Raw genomic sequence first — 1,351 nt, forward strand, 5'->3', positions numbered from 1 at the left:
GGTCTTCGGCATCGTGGACCGCGACAAGGTCCACCGGGCCGCCCACCGCGACACCCCCGTGAGCACCCAGGCGGCCCTGCTACCTCGACCTGCGCCAGCCCGTGAACGGCACCGGCGGGGTGGGGGGTTCCTGAACGACGTCCTGCAGGGTGGTCACTGATCTGGGACCGTGGCGACAGGCTGGCCGGGTAGCAAGGCACTGCGGCGTGCCGGAGTGCGCTCTGCCCCGGCCTCGTCGACCGGCACCGGTCTCAAGGCACTGCTGCCGTGTGGGAGGCGGTGGAAGAAAGGCGGCGTGGACGGGCGGGGGTAGATGGTTGGCCGTCAGACGTTGCTCAGAACGAGGCGGGGTCCCGTCGGCCACGAGCCAGGCAGGCCAGTGAGTTTGCCGGACGGTCGGCTACCGGGCCAGTTCCACGGTGATCTCCTCGTTCGGGCACCGGGCCAGCTCACTGTTCAGGGCCTGCTTCTCCGCCGGGTCGACCGACAGCCGGAAGCGGGTCTTCACCGCCACCCACTGCGTGTTGTACTCGCACCGGTTGCCGTCGGCGGGCGGCTGCCACTGCGCGGGGTCCTTCTCCCCCTTGGAGCGGTTGCTGCTCGCGGACACCATGACCAGGGACCGGGGGTCGCCGAGGTCGTTGGCGAAATCCTGACGCTCCTGGGCTGTCCAGCTGGGTGCTCCGCTGTCCCAGGCCTCGCCCAGTGGCACGCGGTGGTCGGCGTCCGCTCCGCTGGGCCCGTCGATGTACGTGTTGTCGTAGGCGCTGTACCAGCGGCCTCCGTTCAGTTTGCACCCGGCGCTCTGCTCCGGCGCGATGACGGCCTCCTCCAGGAGCAGCTCCTGGCGGGTGTTGCAGCCGTCTCGGTCGGCGTCGATCCAGTGCCGGAAGTAGCTGCGCTTGTACGCGGTGGTGTCCTCCTCGGCGACGTCCAGCCTGTCCAGGGCCTCGCGGACGGTCAGGGTGACGGTGTCCCCGGGTGCGCCGGCTTGAACCGGGGCGGCATGGGCGGGTGCTGGGAGGAGCAGGGCGGTCACGACGGCGGCGAGCGCGAGGATACGACGCACGGATGTCCCTTCGAAGAGCTGTCAGGTCGCGCTCTTGCTACCAAGGGCCGGCGCCGACGCGCCCGGGACCGGCGGCACGGCCACCGGATCGAGGGAGAAACCGAGGGACCAGCAGTCCCTCTTCCTCACACGCTTCAGCACGGTCGAAGGGCCCCGACCGGTGAGGGCCCCGGGCTCGGCCCGCAGCGCTGGAGCTGCGGTGTCGCCCACCCCTCGGAGCTGGCTGCTTCAGGCCCTGTGTGTGGGTTCCACACAGGCGTGGGGCGCGTGAGAGGGCTCTAT

The 1,351-nt window shown here is 70.7% G+C and carries 1 protein-coding gene; it reads right to left on the reverse strand.

Going from position 1 to position 1,351, the window contains the following annotated elements:
- Nucleotides 1-400 precede the first annotated feature (400 nt).
- Nucleotides 401-1,069 (reverse strand): HNH endonuclease family protein, encoded by a 669-nt coding sequence (locus tag ACFW2E_RS46970; RefSeq protein WP_384478320.1) that lies wholly within the window; start codon nt 1,067-1,069, stop codon nt 401-403.
- Between the last annotated feature and the right edge of the window lie 282 nt (nt 1,070-1,351).

Origin of the sequence: Streptomyces sp. NPDC058964 (assembly GCF_042741275.1) — a bacterium.
In the GTDB taxonomy this organism is placed as follows: domain Bacteria; phylum Actinomycetota; class Actinomycetes; order Streptomycetales; family Streptomycetaceae; genus Streptomyces.